General features: G+C 61.0%; 24 protein-coding genes. 16 read left to right on the top strand and 8 right to left on the bottom strand.

What is annotated here, in order from left to right; genetic code table 11:
* Positions 1 to 149 precede the first annotated feature (149 nt).
* The 11 genes from rpl7ae to MchiMG62_RS04265 all read left to right on the top strand — a co-directional run bounded on the left by rpl7ae (position 150) and on the right by MchiMG62_RS04265 (position 7,024).
* Complete coding sequence (gene rpl7ae, locus MchiMG62_RS04315) at positions 150 to 518, top strand: 50S ribosomal protein L7Ae (RefSeq protein ID WP_221058037.1); 369 nt, start codon at positions 150 to 152, stop codon at positions 516 to 518.
* A gap of 10 nt (positions 519 to 528) precedes the next feature.
* Positions 529 to 738, top strand: a complete 210-nt coding sequence (locus tag MchiMG62_RS04310) for a 30S ribosomal protein S28e (RefSeq protein ID WP_011843564.1) — start codon at positions 529 to 531, stop codon at positions 736 to 738.
* 2 nt (positions 739 to 740) lie between these two features.
* Entirely contained in the window at positions 741 to 932 is a 192-nt protein-coding gene (locus MchiMG62_RS04305; RefSeq protein WP_054848180.1) for a 50S ribosomal protein L24e, read from the top strand.
* A 5-nt stretch (positions 933 to 937) separates the two neighbouring features.
* On the top strand, positions 938 to 1,387 hold the full coding sequence (ndk, locus tag MchiMG62_RS04300) for a nucleoside-diphosphate kinase (protein WP_074370498.1): 450 nt from the start codon (positions 938 to 940) through the stop codon (positions 1,385 to 1,387).
* 821 nt (positions 1,388 to 2,208) lie between these two features.
* Positions 2,209 to 2,880, top strand: coding sequence for a MarC family protein (locus tag MchiMG62_RS04295; protein WP_221058036.1), 672 nt, complete (start codon positions 2,209 to 2,211; stop codon positions 2,878 to 2,880).
* On the top strand, positions 2,877 to 3,083 hold the full coding sequence (locus tag MchiMG62_RS04290; RefSeq protein ID WP_221058035.1) for a hypothetical protein: 207 nt from the start codon (positions 2,877 to 2,879) through the stop codon (positions 3,081 to 3,083). Before MchiMG62_RS04295 ends, MchiMG62_RS04290 begins: the two co-directional genes overlap by 4 nt.
* A complete protein-coding gene (locus tag MchiMG62_RS04285) occupies positions 3,080 to 3,877 on the top strand; it encodes a nitrilase-related carbon-nitrogen hydrolase (RefSeq protein WP_221058034.1) in 798 nt (265 codons plus the stop codon). Before MchiMG62_RS04290 ends, MchiMG62_RS04285 begins: the two co-directional genes overlap by 4 nt.
* A 9-nt stretch (positions 3,878 to 3,886) precedes the next feature.
* Complete coding sequence (locus MchiMG62_RS04280) at positions 3,887 to 4,630, top strand: metal-dependent hydrolase (RefSeq protein WP_221058033.1); 744 nt, start codon at positions 3,887 to 3,889, stop codon at positions 4,628 to 4,630.
* A gap of 62 nt (positions 4,631 to 4,692) precedes the next feature.
* Positions 4,693 to 5,898 carry a threonine synthase gene (thrC, locus tag MchiMG62_RS04275; protein ID WP_221058032.1) on the top strand — a complete coding sequence of 402 codons (1,206 nt, stop codon included), beginning with the start codon at positions 4,693 to 4,695 and terminating at the stop codon, positions 5,896 to 5,898.
* Complete coding sequence (locus MchiMG62_RS04270) at positions 5,838 to 6,452, top strand: DUF5803 family protein (RefSeq protein WP_221058031.1); 615 nt, start codon at positions 5,838 to 5,840, stop codon at positions 6,450 to 6,452. The genes thrC and MchiMG62_RS04270 overlap by 61 nt, the downstream gene beginning before the upstream one ends.
* Complete coding sequence (locus MchiMG62_RS04265; RefSeq protein WP_221058030.1) at positions 6,449 to 7,024, top strand: LysE family translocator; 576 nt, start codon at positions 6,449 to 6,451, stop codon at positions 7,022 to 7,024. Before MchiMG62_RS04270 ends, MchiMG62_RS04265 begins: the two co-directional genes overlap by 4 nt.
* On the opposite strand, the gene MchiMG62_RS04260 is transcribed toward MchiMG62_RS04265, so the two are convergent.
* The 7 genes from MchiMG62_RS04260 to MchiMG62_RS04230 form a co-directional block, all read right to left on the bottom strand.
* The gene (locus MchiMG62_RS04260; protein ID WP_221058029.1) at positions 6,999 to 7,910 is read right to left on the bottom strand and encodes a thiamine pyrophosphate-dependent enzyme; all 912 of its coding nucleotides are present in this window, start codon (positions 7,908 to 7,910) and stop codon (positions 6,999 to 7,001) included. The genes MchiMG62_RS04265 and MchiMG62_RS04260 overlap by 26 nt on opposite strands.
* Positions 7,911 to 9,065: a transketolase C-terminal domain-containing protein gene (locus tag MchiMG62_RS04255; protein WP_221058028.1), complete on the bottom strand. Its 1,155-nt coding sequence runs from the start codon at positions 9,063 to 9,065 to the stop codon at positions 7,911 to 7,913.
* A complete protein-coding gene (locus MchiMG62_RS04250) occupies positions 9,065 to 9,325 on the bottom strand; it encodes a 4Fe-4S binding protein (RefSeq protein ID WP_054848131.1) in 261 nt (86 codons plus the stop codon). The genes MchiMG62_RS04255 and MchiMG62_RS04250 overlap by 1 nt, the downstream gene beginning before the upstream one ends.
* Entirely contained in the window at positions 9,325 to 9,870 is a 546-nt protein-coding gene (locus MchiMG62_RS04245; protein ID WP_221058027.1) for a pyruvate ferredoxin oxidoreductase subunit gamma, read from the bottom strand. Before MchiMG62_RS04245 ends, MchiMG62_RS04250 begins: the two co-directional genes overlap by 1 nt.
* Positions 9,871 to 10,014: 144 nt before the next feature.
* Positions 10,015 to 10,632, bottom strand: coding sequence for a 6-phospho-3-hexuloisomerase (gene hxlB / locus MchiMG62_RS04240; protein ID WP_221058026.1), 618 nt, complete (start codon positions 10,630 to 10,632; stop codon positions 10,015 to 10,017).
* 101 nt (positions 10,633 to 10,733) lie between these two features.
* A complete protein-coding gene (locus tag MchiMG62_RS04235) occupies positions 10,734 to 11,606 on the bottom strand; it encodes a methanogenesis marker 12 protein (RefSeq protein WP_221058025.1) in 873 nt (290 codons plus the stop codon).
* Positions 11,607 to 11,672: 66 nt separating this feature from the next.
* On the bottom strand, positions 11,673 to 12,548 hold the full coding sequence (locus MchiMG62_RS04230; RefSeq protein ID WP_221058024.1) for a DUF368 domain-containing protein: 876 nt from the start codon (positions 12,546 to 12,548) through the stop codon (positions 11,673 to 11,675).
* 306 nt (positions 12,549 to 12,854) lie between these two features.
* On the opposite strand from MchiMG62_RS04230, the gene MchiMG62_RS04225 reads away from it, so the two are divergent.
* From MchiMG62_RS04225 to MchiMG62_RS04215, 3 genes are all read left to right on the top strand, one after another.
* Positions 12,855 to 13,787 (top strand): NAD-dependent epimerase/dehydratase family protein, encoded by a 933-nt coding sequence (locus tag MchiMG62_RS04225; RefSeq protein WP_244987794.1) that lies wholly within the window; start codon positions 12,855 to 12,857, stop codon positions 13,785 to 13,787.
* Positions 13,788 to 13,838: 51 nt separating this feature from the next.
* On the top strand, positions 13,839 to 14,993 hold the full coding sequence (locus MchiMG62_RS04220; protein ID WP_221058023.1) for a cofactor-independent phosphoglycerate mutase: 1,155 nt from the start codon (positions 13,839 to 13,841) through the stop codon (positions 14,991 to 14,993).
* Between the two features lie 72 nt (positions 14,994 to 15,065).
* Positions 15,066 to 16,613 carry a beta-ribofuranosylaminobenzene 5'-phosphate synthase gene (locus tag MchiMG62_RS04215; RefSeq protein ID WP_221058022.1) on the top strand — a complete coding sequence of 516 codons (1,548 nt, stop codon included), beginning with the start codon at positions 15,066 to 15,068 and terminating at the stop codon, positions 16,611 to 16,613.
* 57 nt (positions 16,614 to 16,670) lie between these two features.
* Here MchiMG62_RS04215 and MchiMG62_RS04210 read toward each other — a convergent pair whose 3' ends face one another.
* Positions 16,671 to 17,675 (bottom strand): glycosyltransferase family 2 protein, encoded by a 1,005-nt coding sequence (locus MchiMG62_RS04210; protein ID WP_221058021.1) that lies wholly within the window; start codon positions 17,673 to 17,675, stop codon positions 16,671 to 16,673.
* 961 nt (positions 17,676 to 18,636) lie between these two features.
* Here MchiMG62_RS04210 and MchiMG62_RS04205 point away from each other — a divergent pair.
* Both MchiMG62_RS04205 and MchiMG62_RS04200 read left to right on the top strand, forming a co-directional pair.
* Positions 18,637 to 20,988 (top strand): carbohydrate-binding protein, encoded by a 2,352-nt coding sequence (locus MchiMG62_RS04205; RefSeq protein WP_221058020.1) that lies wholly within the window; start codon positions 18,637 to 18,639, stop codon positions 20,986 to 20,988.
* A 214-nt stretch (positions 20,989 to 21,202) separates the two neighbouring features.
* A complete protein-coding gene (locus tag MchiMG62_RS04200) occupies positions 21,203 to 22,957 on the top strand; it encodes a right-handed parallel beta-helix repeat-containing protein (RefSeq protein WP_221058019.1) in 1,755 nt (584 codons plus the stop codon).
* The last annotated feature ends 111 nt before the right edge of the window (positions 22,958 to 23,068 follow it).

The raw sequence follows: 23,068 nt of genomic DNA, 5'->3' as shown, positions 1-23,068 counted from the left end.
GAAAACAGCGGAATCCTACCCCTGAAAAGGGAGGAGAATGACAAACCTTTATCACTCCTCTTATTGACATAATACAGCGCATTCGATCAGCTACGCTACTGATGAATGATGACGGAGCAGCAGAGGGCTGCACCCGAAAGAGGTGAGTTATGGCAAAGGCATACGTAAAATTCGAGATTCCGGAAGAGATCCAGAATAAGGCCCTTGAAGCCCTTGAGATCGCAAGAGACACCGGCAAGGTGAAGAAGGGGTCCAACGAGGCAACGAAAGCAGTCGAGCGGAACATTGCCCAGCTGGTTCTCATTGGTGCGGACGTTGAGCCAGAAGAAATTGTGATGCATCTGCCGCTGCTCTGCGAGGAGAAGCAGATCCCGTTCGTCTACATCTCCAAGCAGAACGACATCGGCTCCGCGAGCGGCCTCGAGGTCGGCTCGGCAGCCGCCGCGATCGTCAAGTCCGGCAAGGCAAAGGACCTCGTCGAGGAGATCGCGAAGCAGATTGCTGCACTGAGAGAGTGAGGGATAAATCATGGCAAACGACGGAACGCCCGCAGAAGTTATCGAGATCATCGGCATGACCGGGATGCATGGCGAAGCCCAGCAGGTCAAGTGCCGGGTTCTCGACGGTCCGAACAAGGGGCGGATCATCACCCGCAACACGGTGGGCCCGATCAGGGAGGGAGACATCCTTTCGCTGCTCGAGACCGAACGTGAAGCGAAGAAACTCTCGAGGCGGTAACCATGGTCGACAAGTACGTCTGCACGTTCTGTGGAGAGGTTCTGGAACCCGGAACCGGCAAGATGTTCGTCAAGAAGGACGGAACCATCTACTACTTCTGCAGCACCAAGTGCCAGAACAACTACAGGCTCGGCCGGGTGCCGCGCCGCGTCGAGTGGACTGCGGCCGGACGGAAAGCCCGCGGTAAAGAGTGATCGGCATGGACCGCACCTTCGTGATGGTCAAACCCGACGGCGTCCAGCGCGGGCTCGTCGGGGAGATCGTCTCCCGGTTCGAGGCGAAGGGCCTCAAACTCGTCGGGGCGAAACTCGAACTCCTCCCCGAGGAGCGGGTCGTCGAGCAGTACCGCGAACACCTGGAGAAGCCCTTCTTCCCGGGCCTTAAGGCCTACATCATGAGCGGACCCTGCTTCCTGATGGCCTGGGAGGGGAAGGGCGTCGCCGCGGTCGTCCGCAGGATGGTCGGCGCCACCAACCCCGCGGAGGCCGAACCCGGTTCAATCCGCGGCGACTTCGCGCTCGATATCGGGCGGAACGTGATCCACGCTTCCGACTCCCCCGAGAGCGCCGCCCGCGAACTCGGCATTCACTTCGCACCGGGCGAACTGGTCGATTACTCCCGGATCGACGAGCCCGTTCTCTACGAGTAAACGGCAGAGCCGCCGGAGTCCGGCGGGAGCCGTTTCTTTTTCTTGGAGATTTTGTTGCGTAGCGGTGCGCGGGGATTTTGCTGTGGGCGCTCCTCAGGTGATCAGAGTCATCTCGATACCGGGGGTGCTTCTCATCTGGGGGTGAAGATTCGTAATCTTCATGTTGCGAATGCAAGCGCGCATGACGAAATGCGAAACCGCCATAGTGGGAGAAACCACGACACAGTGAACCGGAAAAGACTCGCACCCTCGCACCATTCTATGCTTAAACCCCTGCCGGGACGGCAGTTGCACTTACGAACCATCGCACCTCACGCAGCCCGTGCACGGCTTTACTGTGGCTATCGCCACGCACTGCCCCCGCCCCTTGGGGCGGGGAACGACTGCTGGAACAGCAGGAGTTTAAGCACCGTAGGTGCGAATGAGGAGGCCGGAGGCCGGGCGGGGTGGGGGTTGCAGATAGACATATGAGGGAGAGACAGGGGAGGGGGCACGCCCCCTCCCCGTCAGCCCCACCCCCAATGGCGATATCTCCATGAAATCCGTGCCAGACGCAACCAAAGAAAATCGTCAGGTACGCAGTCCTCACAGTCCACCGCGCCGGGCTTCTTCCTCGTTGTGGCCGTTGAATATCAACCACCTCCCATCACACCACAAACCACCCGGACCACGAAAAAAGCCCTCGAAAGAATAACCCCGCACCGCCGGCCCCCTTCGTTGGAAAAATTCTTCACAAAAGAGGATTTCCGGAGCAACAGATCGGCCTTCCTCCCCCAAAACCACAAGTGCTAATATCGAACCAACCAAATATCAGACTATAAATGGTGGATCTCCTGAGTTTTGTGCTGCTGAGTTTCTCTTCGATCCTCATCGTAGTGAACCCGCTTGCAGCAACCCTGATCTTCGTCTCCCTCACCGGCACAATGGACCAGGCAGCCAAACTCAGGGTCGCCCGTGACGCAACCCGTTTCGCCCTGATCACCCTGCTGCTCTTCACCTTTGCAGGGGGCTGGATCCTGCAGCTCTTCGGCATCTCCATCGAGGCATTCCGCATCGCAGGCGGAATCCTCCTCTTCGGCATAGGCATGGACATGGTCTACGCCAAGACTTCCCGGACGAAGATGACGGCTACCGAGAAGTACGAAGGGCAGGACGCAGACGACATCGCCGTCATGCCGCTCGCAATCCCGATGATCGCGGGGCCCGGTGCCATCACCTCCGTAATCGTGCTGATGAACGAGGCGATGGCCACAAACGGCGCGACGGGCATGAACATTGCCGCAATCGCCGTCGTGCCGCTCGCTGCCGTTACGGCCATCTGGATCACCTACTATATGATGCGGAATGCCGACATCATCGTCCGGCGCATCGGCCAGCGGGAATACCGCGCCGTCAACCGGTTGATGGGGATGCTCCTCATCGCGATCGCAGTCCAGTTCATCATCATCGGCATCAGAACCGCCTTCCCCATACTCACCGGAGGTATTGCATGACACACGATCTTACGTTTCCCGGAGCCGCCCTGATCAGCACCTGCATCATTGCAGGCGGGATCCTGATCGCGGCGCAGATGTTCGCTGTCGCTATCCCGTTCGCCCCGTACGTCATGGTGGCGCTCGCCGTGCTCGTCGTCCTCGGCGCCGCCATGCTCATCTTCTCCTGCCGGGGCCGGGACGCGAGCCCGTCTCAAGAATGACGAAGATAACGCTTGCCCAGATCACCGGAGGCCGCGGCAGCCCTGCGGAGATGCTCGAGGCGGCCGGCCGGATGGCCGGGGAGGCCGGAGCGGCGGGAGCATCGCTCATCTGTTTTCCCGAGCAGTTCGTAACCGGATGGTCGCCGAAGATCCCGCCGGGCTCCGGCGAACCCCTGGACGGCCCGCTCACTGTTGCGTTTTCGCGGATAGCACAGGAGAACGGTATCGCGGTCGCAGGGTCGATCGTCGAGGCGGGAGAAGGATGTCTCCCGAAAAACACCGTCGTGGTGCTCGATAAAGACGGAGAACTCCTCGCCGCCTACGCGAAGATCCACCTCTTCTCTCCCGAGGGGGAGGATCGATACTACACCGCAGGCGACCGGATCGCCACGTTCACCGTCGACGGGACGAAGTTCGGGATTGCCGTCTGCTACGACCTGCGGTTTCCGGAACTCTTCCGGATCTACGCCATAGCCGGTGTCGAGTGCATGCTGGTCCCGGCGGCATGGCCCTGCTCCCGGCTCTCTCACTGGGAGACCCTGCTCCCCGCACGGGCTCTCGAGAACCGGTATTACGTGGCCGGGATCAACACGGCCGGCCGGCCGGGCGCGCCCTGCTGCGGGGGGTCGCTCGCCGCCGATCCGGACGGCACCGTCATCGGCCGGTGCGGGGCCGGAGAAGAGGCCCTCACCGTCGAGGTCGATCCGGCGGCGGTTCATGAGGCACAATCCACACTTCCTTCACTTTCAGACCGCAGAAGTGACCTTTATCACAGACTGCTCTCTAAATTTTAGAGATTTCCCATGCGGGGTGACCAGCACGTATCGCTCAGTCTCGCCACGGCAGCGCTCCTTATCGCTCCCTGGGCCACCACCATCGACCCGCCTGTGATCGCCGTCCTCCTCTTCGGTGTTTTCGTCGGATCGCTTGCCCCGGACGCAGACGCCGTCGATGCGGCGATATTCAACGGGAGAATTGCCGGTGCGAAAGGGAAGAGAGGGCAGGTCGTAAACGGTTTTGCCGTGGTGCTTCCGGTCTTCGGCTATACCATCAGGTATCTCATTTACTACCCGCTCTCCCTCGTCTTCATGCTCCTCCTCCGGAAGAGTTACCGGCACAGGCACCGCGGGCTGCTCCACTCGTTCTCGGGCGTCGCGCTGACAGCGCTCGTCCTCTCCGGTTACCTGGCGCTCATCCTCACCTGGCTCGGGAGTTCCCTCGCGCTCCTTCCGGCGTTCGGGTGCGCGTTCTTTGCAGGGTGCATTCTTCACCTCGTGGAGGACACCTGCACCCCGGCCGGGGTCGCCTGGCTCTATCCCTTCTCCCGGCGGCGGGTGGCCGGGCGTGTCCGGAGCCGGGGATCCTTTGAGGTGCGCCCTGCAGCCTTCACCATCGTACTCGTCATAGCGGCGGCCGGGTTCTCCGTCGCGCCGTTCGTGACCGACATCCCGGTCGAGGAACTCGGATCCCTCGCGCTCGTCGCCGCCCCCGTCCTCTGGCTGCTCTTCATGCTCGTCTCCCGCGTCCGGCCCGAGCGGCGGCAGTAAGCCGAACCTTCCCGGAACCATGGCATATCTATACGTATCCGCGCGACCAACGATCCTCTACTATGTACCGTCTCGTCTGCGTTCATTGTGGTGCAATCTACTCACCGGACCAGATCATCTATACGTGCAACCGCTGCGGACACCTGCTGACCGTCGAATACGACATGGACGGCATCGACGTCTCACGTGACGAATGGAACCGGCGCCCCCTCTCCGTCTGGCGCTACCGTGAACTCCTCCCGGTTCGGGGCGAACCGGTCTCCCTCCAGGAAGGAGGCACCCCGCTCTACCACCTGAAAACCATCGGCAAGGAACTGGGCCTCCCCGAACTCTACGCAAAACACGAGGGGATGAACCCGACCGGTTCGTTCAAGGACCGCGGCATGACCGTGGGCGTCAGCATGGCCTGCGAACTCGGGATGACGAGCGTCGCCTGCGCGAGCACCGGGAACACCTCCGCAAGCCTGGCCGCCTACGCAGCGAAGGCCGGCGTCCCCTGCGTCGTTCTCCTGCCCGCAGGAAAAGTCGCTCTCGGGAAGGTTGCCCAGGCGCTGATGCACGGCGCCCGGGTCATCTCCATCCGCGGCAACTTCGATCGGGCGCTCGAGATGGTACACGAACTCTGCATCACCCACGGCCTCTATCTCCTGAACTCGGTCAACCCCTACCGGCTTGAGGGACAGAAGACGATCGGGTTCGAGGCGATCGACCAGCTCGGCGGCGAGGTGCCCGACCGGATGGTTCTCCCGGTCGGGAACGCGGGCAACATCTCCGCGGTCTACAAAGGGCTTCGGGAACTTGAGGCCCTCGGGTTCATCGACCGGCTGCCGATGATGACCGGCATCCAGGCTGCCGGCTCCGCACCCGTGGTGAGAGCGATAGAGCGGAACCTCGATGTGCTGGTCCCGGAGTCCGCGCCCGAGACCATCGCGACCGCGATACGGATCGGCGCTCCGGTGAACGCGGAGAAGGCGCTCGTCGCCATCCGGGCGACGGGCGGGACGGCGGCATCCGTGACCGACGAGGAGATCCTTGCCATGCAGCGCGATCTTGCGAGGAAGGAGGGGATCGGGGTCGAACCCGCCTCGGCAGCCTCGGTCGCCGGAATACGGAAACTTGCCGAACTCGGCCTGATCGATAAGGATGAGCGGATCGTCTGCGTGGTGACCGGTCATCTCTTGAAAGATCCCGAAACAGTGGTGCGACAATGCGAGCCCCCCACCGAGATCGACGCGGATCTGCCCTCGCTGCTCTCTGCCTTGCGCTGATCCTGATCGCTGCTCCGGCGACGGCACAGGAGGCCGCCGTCCGGGTGCTCCCCGACGGCACCGCCTACGAGGCCTCGATCACGGTCACGGGGAGCGAACACACCTTCTGGACACCGGGAATGCTCGGGGAGCGGGTTCCGCTCCAGGTCGAGGATCTCAAGGTGCTCGGTCCCGCGGGCCCGGTCGAGTACCAGGACGCGGGAAGGGGCGTCATCACCTTCCCGGAAGGGAACTACACGATAACCTACCGGGCTCCCGTGAGGGATAACCGCCTTGTCGCGGCCTTCGATACACCGTATGCCGTGACCGTCGACCTGCCCGGGGGCTTCGACGTCAGAAACCCGCTCATCGGCATGGTCAGCCCCGGCGCCGTGATCTCCACCGGGCCGAACGGGACAACGGAGGTCGCCTGGGACGGGATACGCGTCGTGGAGGTCCGCTTCTACACACCCGAGCGCGAGATCCTGCTCACCACCTTCGGCACCATCTGGCTCGCGGTCGCGCTCGTCCTGATCCTTCCCCTCGTCATCTCGCGGAGGAAGGAGGGCGAATGATCGAGATCGTCGCCGCATCGTTCCTGATCGGGTTCTCCGGGGCCGCCTCGCCCGGCCCCATGACCGCTTCGGTTCTCGGCCTCGGGTCGCGGCAGCCCGGGCGGTTCGTCACAGGGCTGGTCGCGGGGCACGGCATCCCCGAAGCCGCCATGGTCGCGGCCATAGCCTTCGGCGTGCGCGACGTTCCGCACATCGACCTCATCGCCCTTCTCGGCTCAGGTATTCTGATCGCGTTCGGCATCGTGCAGTTCCTCCGTGCGGGAGAGAGTGTCATCGTGAAGGAGGAGACCCGGGCACCGGTTGCCCTCGGGCTGGCCTGCACGCTCGGCAACCCCTACTGGTGGGTCTGGTGGCTCACGTTCGGCGTCGGGTTTCTCGCGCTCCACCCGGCGTTCGTCGAGTTCTACGTCGGGCATATCGGCGCGGATATCGTCTGGCTCGGGCTCCTTGCCTTCGCAGTCGCGCGGGGAGCGAACGTTCTCGGCCCCCATTACAAAAAAGTGGTGCAGGCGAGCGGACTCGCCATGGTTCTCTTCGGGCTGTACTTTATTCTGACGATTCTTTTCGCTTGATGTCGATCCCGAACCGCTCGGCGTTGGAGTCGGCGATCGCCTGAATCTGCGCGATCACGTCGTCCCGGCGGGCGGGCTTGAAGAGGTGCCGGAACCGCTTCTGCTTTGCGAGGTACTCCTCGACGGGTTTCCGCCGTACCTTCTTCGCCTTCTCCACCCGGCCGTCGACCATCTCGTAGTTCACCCAGAGACCGGTCTCGATGGCGAGTTTAGCCATGTTGAGCGTCTCGCCGGACTCAAAGCCCCATCCCGTGCAGCAGGGGGTGTGCACCTGGATGTAGCAGGGGCCGGGGGTGTTGATCGCCCGCTCGACCTTCTGCACGAAGTCGTTCGGGTAGGCGATCGAGGCGGTCGCGACGTAGGGCGCGCCGTGTGCGGCGAGGATCGCGGGCATGTCCTTCTTCGGGCGCGGGTTGCCGAGCGAACACGACCCGGCCGGGCTCGTCGTGGTGCTCGCACCGTAGGGTGTCGCGCCCGACCGCTGGATACCCGTGTTCATGTAGGCCTCGTTGTCGTAGCAGATGTAGGTGATGTCATGACCGCGCTCGAAGGCGCCGCTGATACAGAGCACCCCGATATCGAGCGTGGACCCGTCGCCCCCGATGCAGACGACCTTCTCCGTTCGTCCCTGCCGCTTCAGCGCGGCCTCGATGCCCGACGCAACCGCTGCAGGGTTCTCGAAGAGCGAGTGGATCCAGGGGACGCCCCAGGCCGTCTCCGGGTAGGGCGTCGAGAAGACCTCCATACACCCCGTCGCGGCAGCGATGATGACGTTCTTTCCGGTCGCCTTGAGGAGGAGCCGGGCCGCAAGCGCCGGGCCGCACCCTCCGCACGCCCGGTGCCCGGCCGAGAAGAGCTCGCACCCTCCTCCCTCTACTTCGGCCATTCAGAGCACCTCCGTCCGTAGTCCATAGAACATATCTCCTTCTCCTTTCTCGGCGAGATCGACGACTGCGGCGATGTCCCGTTTGCGCACGTCGCGCCCCCCGAGGGCGATGATGTAGTCGTACACGGAGATGCCGGAGCCGTAGAGCGCCGCCTTCACCTCGGTGCCGACCGCCCCGCCGTTGCCGAGCGATATGTTCTTGTCGAGCACCGCGACCGTCGAGACACCCTTCAAGGCATCCGCAATCTCCTGAGCCGGGAACGGCCGGAACATCCGGATCTTTAAGAGCCCGACCTTTCGTCCGTGCTCGCGCATCTCGTCGATGGCGTCTTTTGCAGTGCCGCAGATGGAGCCCATCGCAACGAGCGCGGTATCGGCGTCCTCGAGCCGGTAGCCCTCGACGAGCGCGGAGTAGTCCCGCCCGAACTGCTCGCCGAACTCGCGCCCGGCCTTGACGAATGCCTGTTTGGCACGCTGCATCGCCCGGTCGACTTCGTAGCGGAATTCGGTGTAGTACTCGGGCGTCGCATACATCCCGAAACTCAGCGGATTTTCCGCGTCCAGCCGCTGGTACGGGTTAAAGGCCGGCAGATAGGCGTCCACCTCTTCCTGGGTGGGAAGAGCGACCGGCTCGAAGGTGTGCGTGAGGATGAAGCCGTCGAAGCAGACGAACGCCGGAAGGAGGATGTCGTGATCTTCACAGACCTTGTAGGCGATCAGGTGGAGATCGGCGGTCTCCTGGTTGTCCTCGGCGTAGAACTGCAGCCACCCCGAGTCACGCAGCGATATCGAGTCCTGCTGGTCGTTCCAGATCGAGAGCGGCGCGCCGAGCGAGCGGTTCGCGATCGTCATCACGATCGGCTGGCGCATCCCCGCCACGTTGAAGCAGACCTCGAACATCAGGGCAAGCCCCTGGGACGTCGTCGCCGAATAGACCCGGGAGCCCGCCGCACTCGCACCGAGGCAGGCGGAGAGGGCCGAGAACTCGCTCTCGACCGTGATGTACTCGGCATCGATCTCGCAGTTCGCCACCATCTGGGCGAGGTCTTCGACGATGTGCGTCTGCGGCGTGATCGGGTAGGCTGCGATCACCTGCGGGCGGCAGCGTTTCACGATCTCGGCCACCGCATGCGACCCTTCCATAAACTCCAGCATTATTTCTCCTCCTTTTCCATCCGGATGCTTTTCTTCGGGCAGATCTCTACGCAGATGCCGCAGCCCTTGCAGTAGTCGAGATCGGGCTCGAACGTGCCCTCCTCGGTCTCGCGGACGCACCCTTCCGGACATACCAGGGCGCACATGCCGCACCGGCTGCATGTCTCGGGATCAAAGACCGGTTTGAAGACCCGCCAGGCGCCCGTCTTGTTGTCAAGCGCTTTCCCCGGCGGCGCGACACAGCCGACCCGTAGCGCCATTATGCGGCACCCCCGATCTGGTTGTACGCGCGTTCCGCCGCCCTGACGTTTTTGTCGGCCATGCTCCCGGAGAACCGGCTCCGCAATGCATGCTCCAGCGGCTCCAGCTTGATCTCGCCGGTGGCAGCGGCAAACGCGCCCATCAGGGTTGTATTGGTGATGGGCACACCGAGTTCTTCGAGCGCGATGGTGGTCGCATCGATGGTGTAGACCTTCACGCCCTCCGGAACGTGGGAATCGAAATCGGACTTCTCGGTGTTGATGATGGCAATTCCGCCCGCTTTCATACCGTTGAAGACGTCGACATCCCCGATCAGGGTCGGGTCCTGCACGATGATGTAATCGGGTTCGTAGACCTGGCTGCGCAGCCGTACTTTCTCGTCGCTGAACCGGACGAACGCCTGAACCGGGGCGCCCCGGCGCTCTACACCGAAGGCCGGGAATGCCTGGGAAAAGACACCTCCCTCAAATGCAGCGTAAGCAATGAGTTCGGCGGCGGTCACGGAACCCTGACCACCCCTGCCGTGAATGCGTAACTCTCTCAAACAAAAACCCCCTTTAAATCTTAATGATTAATAATATAAATACCCGGCACTCAACAGGGCGGGCCGGAACATCTGTTGCCCCCCGGAGGTGATAATTTTTGCCGGTGCCGGATGAGGAGACGCGGGAGACGAGACTGCCGCCGATCACTGGACGTTTGCAAGGCGGCTTCTGAGATCCTCGGCGGTGCAGTGCCGGACTTCCATGAGAGCCGAGACGATCGCATCCGAAAAGACCAGCGCCACGGTCTCGAAGAGTGTCCCGAGCGGGGCGAACGATCCGGAGACCGATCGGTACTGTCCGGTGAGCTGGCGGATCTCGAAGTCGTGCGGGATATCCGCATCTTTGAGCCGGTTGTTCCCGATCTCGACGACGCAATCTGCCATGCGGCCGATACGCGAGTCAGCCGTCGAGGTGACGAGACAGATCTTCCCCCCGATCTCCCGGGCGGTCTCGCACGCATCCACGACCGACCGGGTCTCTCCCGAACCCGAGAACGCGACGAGGACGTCTTCCGGGCCGAACGCGGGCGTGATCGTCTCACCGATGACGTAACTCTCGAACCCGAGATGCATCAGCCGCTGGGCAAACGCCCGCGCGACAAGGCCGGAGCGTCCGGCTCCCGCGAGATATATCCGTTTTGCACTGAGAATCTCTTCGAGAAGCCGGCCGGCATTTACCTGATCCAGCGTGCGCGCCGTCTCTTCGAGACGCGACGTCATCAGGAGCATGAGATCGGCGATACTGGGGCATTCCTGCTGCATGGTTCCGGCCTCTCCTCTATTCAATCCACTATACGACACCACGTCACTTAAAAGAGTAGGAAACAGGAGGTTCGGCCCCCGCCGGTCTGCCCGGGCGGGGGCTACCGCTCAACCGCGAGCCCGAGGATATCGGTTGCCCCCGAGAAGACATCGCAGGCGATCCGGGCGAGCCCCCGGGAGGCGCACCACTCGTCGTAGACGGTGACGTTACGGGAGAGGAGTTTCTTCACCCGCGGCGCGATGGCGGGCGCCATGGAGCCGGCGAGGGCGACGTTCGCACCGGGGTTGAGGAGAAGCATCGAGGCGCATTCCATCGCGGCAAACATGGCCATCGTCTCCGTCCGCAGATCGGAAGGCACCGTGTAATTCACGCCTGCGTGAAGAAAAGCGTCGTTTGCCGTCGACTCGCCCCGGTCGATCCGGCGGATGGCATCCACGTCGAGGGCGCCGTGCCGGGTGCCGGGCGCGAAGACGCAGGCGTCGAACGCACCGGTGATCCTTCCGGCGGTCACGAGGAGGGTGACGGTGTTCGAACTCGCGTCGCAGACCACGACGTCGTCCCCGAGGTCGTGCACGACCTCATACAGGATCCCGATCTTCTCGGGGCTCGACTGGTGGGAGTAGGCCTTGAACCGCGGGTCGGTCGGCGATGCGCGGTGCAGCCCGGGGATGACGACGGCGGGAAGACCGCTCTCCTCGATCGCGTCGTAGACCCTGGTGCCGCCGCCGATGTGCTTGCCGGCACCTTCCCGTGAGATGACACCGCGGTTCCTGACTCGTTCAATCCCGGTGATGGCCGAGATGCCGTCGCCCATCGAGTAGCAGACGGCAATACCCTCGATCTCGTCGAGCGGAGCGAGTCGGGCAAGATCGTCGGCCGAGAAGCCTCTCGCCTCTTCCCGGGAGATCTTGAACTCCGCGTCCCCGCTTGAGAAGCGCATCGCGGTGGTGCCGTGGTCGATGCCGATGAACATGATATATTCCGTTGCACCCTCCGGGGGAAGTAAGTTTTTGGATCGCTCCATGCAAAGAGGCGTAAATCAGGCCGTGCCGACCTGGTAGCGCCTCTTTACGTACTCAAACGCGCCGACGACGGCAAGTCCCGCAAGGAAGAAGACCCAGCCGCCACCCACCATATCTCCGGCCGCGGCTCCTGTATCCCAGAGCATCCGAGCCGAACCGAGCATCAGGCCGGTGAGCAGAGCGAGCATCGCCGCGTGGTAGGTCGCGAGGAGGTACTTGAGGGCTTTCGTGAAGAGGAGGAGGCCTGCAACACCGCCGGCGATGTAGGCCAGGATCTCGGGAAGCAAGAATGCGCGGAGCGCCGCAAGCATGAACTCGTACTGGTTGAGAACAAGGGTCATGTAGGCTCCCGATATCCCGGGGAGGATCATGGCGCAGAGAGCCACCATCCCGGTGAGGAAGAGGACCGGCAGGGAGTGGCCGGCGTCGAAGCTCCCGAGGCCCCCGAGGAGGTAGCCGGCGCCGGCCCCGACGACGAGGTAGGCGACGGTGGCCGCGTTCGGGGAGCGGATCTCAAAGAATATCGCGACCGCAGAAGCAATGATCAGGCCGAGGAAGAAGGAGTAGGTCGCTACCGTGTGGTCGGTGAGGAGGGTAAGGATCACCCCGGACATCAGGAGGAAGGCGGTGCCGATACCGGCAAGGAGGACGACGATGAACGGAAGATCGATCTTCTCGATGTCTGCCCTGAGAGACCCAAAGTCCCCCCGGACGAGGTGTTTTACCGAGGCAGGGTCGACACTGCCGATGGCTCCGACCAGCCGCTCGTATATCCCGGTGATGAGGGCGATCGTTCCCCCAGAGACACCGGGGATGATATCGCAGGCCCCCATCGCGAGGCCGCGGAGATAGATCCCGGCGTGTTCCCGTATATCATCCGGGCGCAGGCTCATCGTCCGGCTCCGCTCGGGCTATCGACGAACGCAAAAATTCGGCTCTGCAGGCTGACGGCGACGGAAAACCGGCCGGATCTGCAATGGGTGCATGCCTCTCTCAATCGGACAACTCCTTGTGATTCATCATATGTCGGAGGCAATCATGAAAAATCTGCCCCGAACGAAGGTACCGGATCGTGGAGTGAACGGCGTGCGCACATTAACTTTTCTCCGGGTTGAACTCCCCCGCTCGTGCCGGATAGAGAGGGCGTCTCCCCGCTCCACCCATAAGTAAATCCTATAGCATGAGAGGGAGATTACTCTATGATGTTCTCTATCGTAACGGGCGGTGCCGGGTTCATCGGTTCGCACGTCGTCGACGCGCTGGTCGCGGCGGGAGACGACGTGCTGGTCATCGACGACTGCAGTGCGGGCACCGAGACGAACCTCGCGCACCACGCGGCAGCCGGGCGGGTCGCCCTTGTCAGGCAAAACCTGCTCGACGACGGGTGGCAGGAACGATTTTCCGGCGCAGACCGGGTCTACCATCTCGCCGCAGACCCCGACGTCCGGCAGAGCGCCGTGACCCCGGACTCCCAGATCAGGAACAATATCGTCGCGACGCACCGGGTGCTCGAGGCGATGCGGGCGCACGGCGTTCCGGAACTGGTCTTCACCTCGACCTCGACCGTCTACGGCGATGCCGCCGTCATCCCCACGCCGGAGACCTATACGCCGCTCGAACCGATATCCGTCTACGGTGCGACGAAACTCGCCTGCGAGGCGCTCATATCGTCGTACTGCCACTCGTTTGAGATGACGTCCTGGGTTTACCGGTTTGCAAACATCATCGGCGAGCGGAGCGGGCATGGGGTCATCACCGACTTCATCCGGAAACTTCGCGAGAACCCGCAGGAGCTCGAGATCCTCGGCGACGGCAGGCAGACGAAATCCTACCTGGAGGTCGGAGAGTGTGTCCGTGCCGTGCAGTTCGGGATCGAGCACTCGCACGATCCGGCGAACACCTTCAACATCGGTTCCGAGGACTGGATCGACGTCGTCAGGATCGCCGATATCGTCACGGAGGAGATGGGCCTCTCCGGCGTCCGCTACCGGTTCACCGGCGGAGCGCGCGGCTGGGTCGGCGACGTGCCGAAGATGCAGCTCTCGGTCGAGAAACTCAAGGGTCTCGGGTGGCGGTGCCGAACCACGTCGGAAGAGAGCGTCCGGAGAGCGGTCCGCGCCATGCTCGGGTAGGGGGCACGCCGCCCCCGGATCAGGGATTACCAGGACTTGCACAGGGTTTACATGAAGTACGTCGTCATTCTCGGGGACGGCATGGCGGACGAGCCGCTTGCCGAACTGGGGGGCAGGACACCCCTCGAGTACGCAGAGATACCGAATATGGACAGGATCGCCCGCGAGGGGCGGTGCGGGATGCTCCGGACGGTGCCGGGGGGATTCGAGCCGGGGAGCGACGTCGCGAACCTCTCGATCCTTGGCTACGACCCCCGCACCTCCTATACCGGGAGGGGGCCGCTCGAGGCGGCCAGCATGGGCATCGATCTCGGGGACGGCGAGATGGCCTACCGGTGCAACCTGGTCGCGATCCGCGACGGCGTGATGGAGGACTTCAACGCCGGGCACATCTCGAGTGCCGAGGGCGCCGAGCTCCTCCGCAGCCTCTCTGCCGCGCTCGGCGATGTCCGGGTCCACCCGGGGATCAGCTACCGGAACCTGATGACCGTTCCCGGCGCGCGGGGCGCCGTCACCACCCCGCCCCACGACATCGTCGGTCAGCCGGTCACAGAGTTCCTCCCGCGCGGAGGCGACGCCGAACTCCTCCTCGACTGCATGGAGCGGGCACGCAAGGTCTTTGTCGATCATCCGGTCAACCGGCGCCGCCGCGAGGACGGAAAGACCGCTGCAACCGATATCTGGCCGTGGAGCGGCGGGAAGAAGCCGTCGCTCGCGCCCTTCCGCGAGAAGTACGGCCTTGTGGGCGGCGTGATCTCCGCGGTCGATCTTCTCGGCGGCATCGCCCGCCTCGCCGGGATGGAGGTGATCCACGTTCCCGGCGCCACCGGGTTCATCGACACCGACTACGAGGCGAAGGCACGGTACGCAGTCGACGCCCTCGACCGCCTCGACTTCGTCTACATGCACGTCGAGGCCCCCGACGAGGCCGGGCACATGGGGAGCGTCGAGGAGAAGGTGCGGGCGATCGAGCGGCTCGACGAGGCGATCGGGATCGTCCTCGACCGCCCGGACACGACCGTCGCGGTCCTCCCCGACCACCCGACGCCGATCCGGTATAAGACCCACACAGCAGACCCGGTGCCGTTCGCGGTGCTCGGGAAGGGGAGGGACGACGTCTCCGCGTTCTCCGAGCGCGAGGCGGCAAAGGGCTCGTTCGGGCTCATAGAAGCGCCGGACTTCCTCTCCCTGTTCTTTTCGCCGTGAGCCGCCCCTGAGAAGGGCGGATCTTTTGGCACCACCTTTTTGTAGTCCCCATGTACAACGCTACCCAAGGATATGGAACCCCTGACGGCAGACAGCATCGTCGAGAAGATACGGGAGATCGAGCAGGGCGTGGGAAGGCTCTCCCCGATGCAGAAGGTTCTCATCGGAACCGACGGGTCGGTGACCGGCCTGCTCGAGATGGCGACCGGCCACCCCGTCACCATCACCACCCTGGTACAGGACGTCGTCGGCGCCGATACCGAGGCGGCGGCGGCACTCGATATCGAGCAGGGCGACGAGGTCAACTACCGCGTCGTTGAACTGAAAGACGGCGTAACGGGAGAAGTGCTCATCTACGCGGTCTCCTGCACCCCGCTCCGGCGGCTTAAACCGGAGTTCAGGCAGGATCTCATGCGGGCCGATATTCCCATCGGGAGGATTCTCCGCCGCCACCGGATAGAGTCGCGCCGGGAGATCACCGACGCCCGCGTCGTCCGTGCCGGCACGGATCTTGCCCGGACGTTCAACGTCCACCGGTGCGAACCGATGCTCTCGCGGAAGTACCGGATCATCCACCGCGAAGAGCCGCTGATCGCCATCGAGGAGATCTTCCCCTGCACGGCGTTCACCGACGAGATCAGGGTGCTCGTCGATGCTCCATCAAGGATCCACATCACCCTGCTCGACATGAACGGCGCGTCCGGCAGGGTGGACGGCGGGGTCGGGGTCACCCTCGACGAGCCGGGGTGCGTGCTCGATGCACGGAAAGCCGCGGGGATCGAGGTTCGCGGCGGCGACGAGGAGTCGCGCCGCAGGGTTGCCGATGCGGCCCGGGCGGCGAAGGAGACGCTCGGACTTCCCGGGGGCGCGGAGATCGCCCTGCATGCCGCCGCACGGCATCACGCCGGGCTCGGGAGCGGGACGCAGGTTGCTCTCGCCACGGCCGCCGCCCTCTGCCGGCTTTACGAGCGGGACGTCTCCGTATGCGATCTTGCGAAGGTCGTCGGGCGCGGCGGGACCTCCGGCATCGGCACGGCGGCGTTCGAGCAGGGGGGGTTCATCCTGGACGGCGGGCACCGGTTCGGCTCTCCCGGGGGCAAAGATGATTTCCGCCCCTCGGCGGCGTCGCGGGGCGTCGCGCCCCCGCCGGTTCTCGCCCGGCACCGGTTCCCGGAGGACTGGCGCATCCTGCTCGTCACGCCGCAGGTAGGCGCAGGAGCGCACGGGAGAGGGGAGGTCGATATCTTCCGCACCCACTGCCCGGTTCCCCTCGACGAAGTCCGGGAGGTCTGCCACGAGGTGCTCATGCGGATGATCCCGGGCCTCGTCGAGCACGACCTCGACCTCTTCGGTTCGGCGATCAACCGGACACAGTCGCTCGGGTTCAAGAAGGTCGAGGTGGGCCTGCAGCACCCGGTCATCTCCTCGCTCCTCGAGGCGACGGTGCAGGCCGGCGCCGCCGGAGCGGGCCTGAGTTCGTTCGGGCCGACGGTCTACGCCGTCGGGGATTCCGGGATGCAGGATGTGACCCGGGCGGCGAGGGAGGTGCTCGGCGAGCAGGGGGGGTCGGTGCTGCTCACGCGGGCGAGGAACTCCGGGGCGAGCGTGCGGGCGGAGTGACGAACTCGAATGCTCCTTCGCGTCTTTCGCGTGAGGCCGTTTCGTTGCATGGAGACCTCAGTACTTTGAAAAGTCTTCCGGATCAGCCGGACAATAGGGACAAGGATCATGACTTTCTGTCACCTTTTCAAATTGGTTCTCATCCGTCCCGGCATGCAATGGTGGAGACTCCTGTTTAGGGGAACCGGATGATTTCAGGTTCTTCGATGCCTTCATAATCTCTACCAGGGCGTTGAGGATCAGACCGGATGTGATCAGGAGCATCCCCATGATGAGGGTGAGAGCACTGACCATCGAGAACGCAAATGGAAATCTTGCTGTGATGTAGTAATCCGAAAAAGCCATGAACCCCACAAAAACCCCGGCTATGGTTAATAACAGTCCGGGCATGCCGAAGAACCATATCGGCTTCTTGCAACTGACAAGTTTGATAATTGCATTGAGAACGGACAACCCGTGAATGAACGGATTTTGTGACGAAGTGTTCTCAATGTCATAGCGAACCCGAATAGGTTCCTCCGCAACTTTAAGATTCTGAGCGCCGATTTGAATGAGAATCTCCGAACCTGCCGACATATCGTTCCCGCCGAGCTGGATTGTTTGGATCGCTCGTTTTCCGTATGCCCGGAATCCACTCTGTGAATCGGTAATATTCATATCACTTGCGTATTGTGTGGCGGTATCGAGGACCTTCATCCCGACCCTTCGATAGGCCGGGATGTCCCCTCTTGCGCCCTTGATAAACCGGGAGCCTATGACAACATCGTTCCCCTCGCGAAGTTTCCTCAGGAGGTTTTCGATGTCCCGGGGATCATGCTGACCATCGGAATCCATGATGACAAGCTCGTCCGCCCCGATTTTCCGCACTGTGTCGAAGATTGTCTGAAGAGCCCCGCCATAACCGCGGTTGACCTCATGCTGTATGACGAGGGCACCAAGCGCTCTGGCAATCGGCACTGTGTCATCTTCCGATCCATCATCGACCACGAGGACAATATCGGCATACTGCCGGGCCCCCATAACAGTCTTGGCAATATACCTCTCTTCATTGTAGGCCGGCATAGCCACAACAGTGCGGGTAGAAGGGTGCCTCGCCGGATTACCGGAAGGGTCTTCCGAATGAAAACGATTTCGTTCAACGGTTCGAGCAGGTGCAGGTGATAACCTCATCGAAGAGCCTCCTCAAAAAACGACTGATAACCGGTCAGGTGTACCAGGAATAGAAGGCCGTAGTAGGAAACCACATCCGACTTCCTGCGCTGTATCAGGGTATGGAGAGTACGGCGGGGGTAAAAACGAATGCTGTATGGGGTTACATCCCCGATTCGCTCCTGTGTATCGCTTCCCGGAGAGTATATGCAGCCAATGTGTTTGCAGGTGGAAAGGCAATTCCTTTCAAAGGGTTCCCTGCAACCACGGACAAAATCGACATCGTTCGGCATCAAGCGATACATACTAATCAACCCCCCTGCATGCATGTTATAGCGTGGTATTGAGTTTTTCGCATCTGAACAATATCTAACCGGATTTGGGATATTCGGTGCCCGTATGTTGACCATTGCTTTGCAGCAACTCTCCAGCAGGCACTCGATGATAGAAGCCACACCGCTTAGTATATATTTTTTGGGGAGTGCGATGATCTCAAAAGTCCTGCAATCCACCCTGAACATTGGTTTGCCAAAGGAAACGCGGATATCGTCTCATTTTGGAAGTATAACAAGTCCGGCAGGCGGAATGTCGTATAGAACACCAGCTCACCAGAAACGTGTGTAACGCCACGGTCACCAGCACCACCAAGAGTAATATATAATTATTGTTGATAATGTAAATTCTATTAAAGCAGAACATTATGTGAAAATCGAGAATATTATAGATAATTTAAACTATTTGTGCCATAGAATCAACGATATTGATAAAGAAATAAATAAATATAAGACCTTAAGAATATACTACTGAGGGGCTACCCTCTATGAATCCTCTGGGGCTGCATCGGCCTCCAGAGGGCATTCTACGGAGATGATGCATGAAAAAAACCCAGTTTCTGGTACTGACATTGTCCGTGGTGCTTGCTATGGCCGCACCAGCACTGGCAGCCCAGGACCAGACCCCCCAGGGTTCGTATGATGTCGCGGTATACATCGACGATACGAAGGTCCTTGCGGAAGGCAGCGACGGACAGATCATCAGCGACGGAACAGCAGGAATCGATGACAGTAAAGTCATACAGGCCGCAATGAAGGCCGTCAGTAACGGCAGCGTGGTCATTCAGGCCGGAACCTATGCTCTGAACAGCCCCGTTGAAGTAAGAGTATCCAATCCTACCCCGGCTCCCTCCGAAAAGCCGGACCTCGTGGTGACTGATATCTCCTGGAAGCCGAAAAAGCCAACATCGGGAAGTCCAGTGACGCTCCAGGCTACGATCAAGAACCAGGGCGACGTCCCCACACCTGCGGGTGTGAAGCACAGCGTCCTCTTCACGTTCGATGACGGCGGCGCCGGATCCAGCGTCTGGTCTGACACCCACACGGCATCGATCGCCCCCGGGTCCTGGGTCACCCTGACCGCGAGCGGCGGATCAGCCGGTGCAACCTGGACGGCCGTCGAAGGCACGCACACCGTGAAAGCCACCGTGGACGATGCCGGCCGGATCGCCGAAAGCGACGAGACGAACAACGTCTGCAGCGAGCAGATCACGGTCTCGAAGGCCGCATCGACACCGACTCCGACTCAGACACCGACTCCCACGCCGACGGAAGATCCTTCCGACGTGCCGAAGCCCTACAAGGCGCATGCGATGCCCGGCCGGATCAACTTCGTTGACTTCGACTTCGGAGGCGAAGGTGTTGCGTATCACGATACCGAAGCAGGCAACCAGGGCGGTTACGCATACCGCACCGACAGCGCCGACGTCGATATCGGTGAGCGGAGCGGCGTCAACGTCCCGGTTGTTTCCCACACCTATGCCGGAGAATGGATCCAGTTCTCCGAGGTGCAGGTAGCCGAATCCGGCACCTATGTTGCCACGTTCTACACCAGCACTACGGAAGACGGGAAGTCATTCTCGGTTCTGGTGGACGGGAAGAAGGTCGCTACGGTCGACGCGCCCAACACGGGCGACTGGTACACGTTTGCTCCCATCACGGTGCAGATACCCCTCACCGCCGGTAAGCACACGATCCAGATAACCATGGATACCGGCTGGGTTGACATGGCGTATGTCGAGTTTGCAACCGAAGCACCGACACCCACGCCCACAGCGACGCCGACCGTGACGCCGACGCCCACTGCAACGGCGACACCAAAGCCGACCCAGACTCCAGTGCCGACTCCCGGCGATGAGTATGGAGCGGGTGCAAACCCGACCGGAAACCCCATCGGCGGAGGTGACGGGTATACGGACATCATCAGCCGGAACGACCCCCGCGTGAAGTTCATCGTCGATACGCGGAGCGAACTCCTCTCTGCCCTGCAGAGTGCACGCTCCGGAGATATCATCTATGTCGAAGGCAACGCGAACATCGACATGAGCGGCTACTTCAACGTCCGGGTGCCGACCGGGGTGACAATTGCGAGCAACCGGGGTGAGGATGGAGCTGCAGGCGGGCGGATCTTCCAGAACAGGCTCGCCAATGACAATCGCCCCTCCGAGTACTGGCCGCCCTTATTCAAACCCTCCGGGGCCGGGACGAAATTCACCGGCCTGCGTATTGAAGGGCCGGATAAGACCACGAGTGCTTCGGATCTAAGGTGCGGGATCCAGACAAATTACCAGATGGAAGTTGACAACTGTGAGATCTGGGGCTGGAGCGGTGCCGGCATCGCGGTCTACGGCACAGGAGGGGGATCCGACATGAAGAACGGCGGATACTTCCACCACAACAACATACACCACTGTCAGAGATCTGGCGTTGGGTATGGTATCGTCGTGGCCAATGGCGCAGTATCCCTGATCGAAGCGAATTACTTCGACTACTGCCGGCACGCAATCGCGGGTGACGGTCATGTCGATAACGGATACGAGGTGCGATACAACCTGTTCGGGTACAACTTCCCGAAGAGTAACAATGCACACGTGGTTGACATGCACGGAGTAAGTACGGCATCCGGGAACGTCGCCGGCGACAGGCTGATCATCCATCACAACACGTTCGAAGCTATCAGCACAACCGATTACTGTATTGCCGTCCGGGGGATCCCCAAAACAGGGGCCTACATCGACCACAACTGGATCAAGTATACCGGCGATCCAATCGGGCGAACCGGCGTTACAACCAGCCAACTCAACACGCGCATGTACATCGGTGAGAACAAGGGACCGAACGGCCAGATCCTGTCGACGCTTAACCAGCGTATCATCTCGACCAGTCTGTCGTAACGGCCCTCATCCTTTTTTTGTCGTGTCGCGGATCCGGGAATCCACACCGTCAATATGCCGCGACAGACATGGCGTGAAGAACACCATTACACAGTCGTACGCTTTCTCGTGAACCCATAGTACCCCGGTCTGACACCTGTCCGACCAAAAACCCGGAGCAAAAACATTTTCACAACAGAAGGTATAAGGCGCGAGATGGATGTGTCACAAAAAAGTGGTCATTGTTCTGACTCTGTTCAGCATAGCACTGCTCACTCAACTAGCGGTCGGAGATGATCATCATGCATTTATGAAGAGCGGAGAACACGGAATCCAGGAATTGAGAAACTCCCTTTTTGATCCCTTTGGTGCCCAAGAAAATATACCGTTCATGATTATTGGCGAGCGAGCCGGCAACACACTGCATTCTCTTGAACCGGAAAAGACAGATCCCGTGAATTCCCTCTCATTTCCCTTCAGGGTTAACTCGGCATTGGCATCTGCAGCACTCAACCAACTCCCGACGTTTGGTGCCGAATCGAATCCCACCGGCAGCCCCATCGGCGGAGGGTATGCCTATCATGATATAATCACTCCGACGGATCCAGCGGTGAACTATACCGTCACAACCGCAGATGAGCTGCTCACTGCCCTTCAGAACGCAGAGCAAGGAGATGTGATATATATCGATGAAATGGTCAACATCGATCTTACAGATACACCCGAAGTTGTCATCCCTGCCGGTGTAACCCTTGCCAGCAACAGGGGAGCCAGAAGCACGGCCGGATCGGCGGCATATTCATTTAACATCAGTAAACCAGGAAATTACGTCCTTTGGGGCCTTACTTCTGCACCCCGGGAGAACGGCAAATCCCTCTGGGTTTCAATGGATGAAAAGGAGAGTCGACATTGGAACCTTGAAGGTAGTTCAAATTGGAGCTGGAATCGCGAAGGAAGCCACAATCTGTCTTCCGGGCAACATTGCCTGGTTATCCGGGGGCGGGAGAATGGATCGAAACTCGACAGACTCTTTATTACAGCAGATCCGGACCTTGTCCCCGATGCTGCCATAAAAGAACATGAAAAAGAAGATCACATATGGTTGGAAGCGGAATCCGGCTTAACATCGCCTCCGATGAGGAAACTCCCGGACCCGACAGCATCAGGCGGAATGTGCATCTCAATCCTCGAAGGCTCCTGCAGGAATGAAACTCCAATTTCTCCCGGCGGAAAAATCTTTCTGACGAGAGCGGCCAACTCACGGTATCCGACCGGGCTTGTCACAGGCGGGGAGAATACCAGGATCACCGGGATCCGTCTGGAAGGTCCGGACATGACAACCGAGAATGTGAATCCACCAGCTCTTGGGATTTATGCCTCCTATCGAACGGAAGTTGACAACTGTGAGATCTGGGGCTGGAGCGGTGCCGGAATAGGGGTCTACGGCACAGGAGGGGGATCCGACATGAAGAGCGGCGGATACTTCCACCACAACAACATACACCATTGCCAGATGAACGGTCTTGGATATGGCATCATTGTGGCCAATGGTTCAGCATCCCTGATCGAAGCGAATTACTTCGACTACTGCCGGCACGCAATCGTGGGTGACGGTCATGTTAATAACGGATACGAGGTGCGATACAACCTGTTCGGGTACAACTTCCCGAAGAGTAACAATGCGCACGTGGTTGACATGCACGGAGTAAGTACGGCATCCGGGAACGTCGCCGGCGACAGGCTGATCATCCATCACAACACGTTCGAAGCTATCAGCACAACCGATTACTGTATTGCCGTCCGGGGGATCCCCAAAACAGGGGCCTACATCGACCACAACTGGATCAAGTATACCGGCGATCCAATCGGGCGAACCGGCGTTACAACCAGCCAACTCAGCACGCGCATGTACATCGGTGAGAACAAGGGACCGAACGGCCAGATCCTGTCGACGCTTAACCAGCGTATCATCTCGACCAGTCTGTCGTAACGGCCCTCATCCTTTTTTGTCGTGTCGCGGATCCGGGAATCTGCAGCCGTCCGTGCACCGATGACGGAAACACCGTGAACACTCACATTTAGGCAGTTCTGTCCGATGTGC

Source organism: Methanoculleus chikugoensis, assembly GCF_019669965.1.
GTDB classification, from domain to species: domain Archaea; phylum Halobacteriota; class Methanomicrobia; order Methanomicrobiales; family Methanoculleaceae; genus Methanoculleus; species Methanoculleus chikugoensis.
Note: the sequence above shows the minus strand (reverse complement) of the source record. Positions and strands in the feature narration are given on the sequence as shown.